Genomic DNA, 474 nt, shown 5'->3' on the forward strand with positions numbered 1-474 from the left:
GTTGCGGCGGTGCCCGGCTTTGTCGTGCAGCGGCACCGCCTGGGCGGCGGAGTCGGCCGCCGACAGCAGCAGGCCGGCCTCTTCGAAGGCTCCGGACACCTTGTCCAGTTCGACCGGATCGGCAGCGGCCACAGCCGCGGCGTGGCGAGCGAACAGCGCGGGCAGCGGACCGTCCACGCGGTCGACCAGCTCCTGTAGGCGTCTGGTCACGCTGCGGTCGCCGAAGCGGGCCGCGCTGTGCAGGGCTTCGGCTTCGACCGCGTATTGGCCAGAGGAATGTGCCGCATCCGCGGCCGCCCGGGCCAGGTCGATCGCCGAGCGGTGACCACCCTTGGCCGCGGCCACCCAGGCCTTGGCGATCATCCGCAGCGGCTCGTGCAGAGCCATGAATTCACCCGAGTGCTCCTTGGCGTCCTCGAGTACCCGTTCGGCGTCGGCCGGGTTTCCCACCCCTGCGTAGGCACGGGCCAACAG

Annotated in this window: 1 pseudogene; it reads right to left on the minus strand. The window is 71.5% G+C overall.

The features are described 5' to 3' along the window. Nucleotides 1–387 (minus strand): annotated as a pseudogene (locus tag RM590_RS35495) (hypothetical protein); the annotation flags it as partial. Between the last annotated feature and the right edge of the window lie 87 nt (nt 388–474).

Source organism: Streptomyces litchfieldiae, assembly GCF_031845365.1.
GTDB lineage: Bacteria > Actinomycetota > Actinomycetes > Streptomycetales > Streptomycetaceae > Streptomyces > Streptomyces litchfieldiae.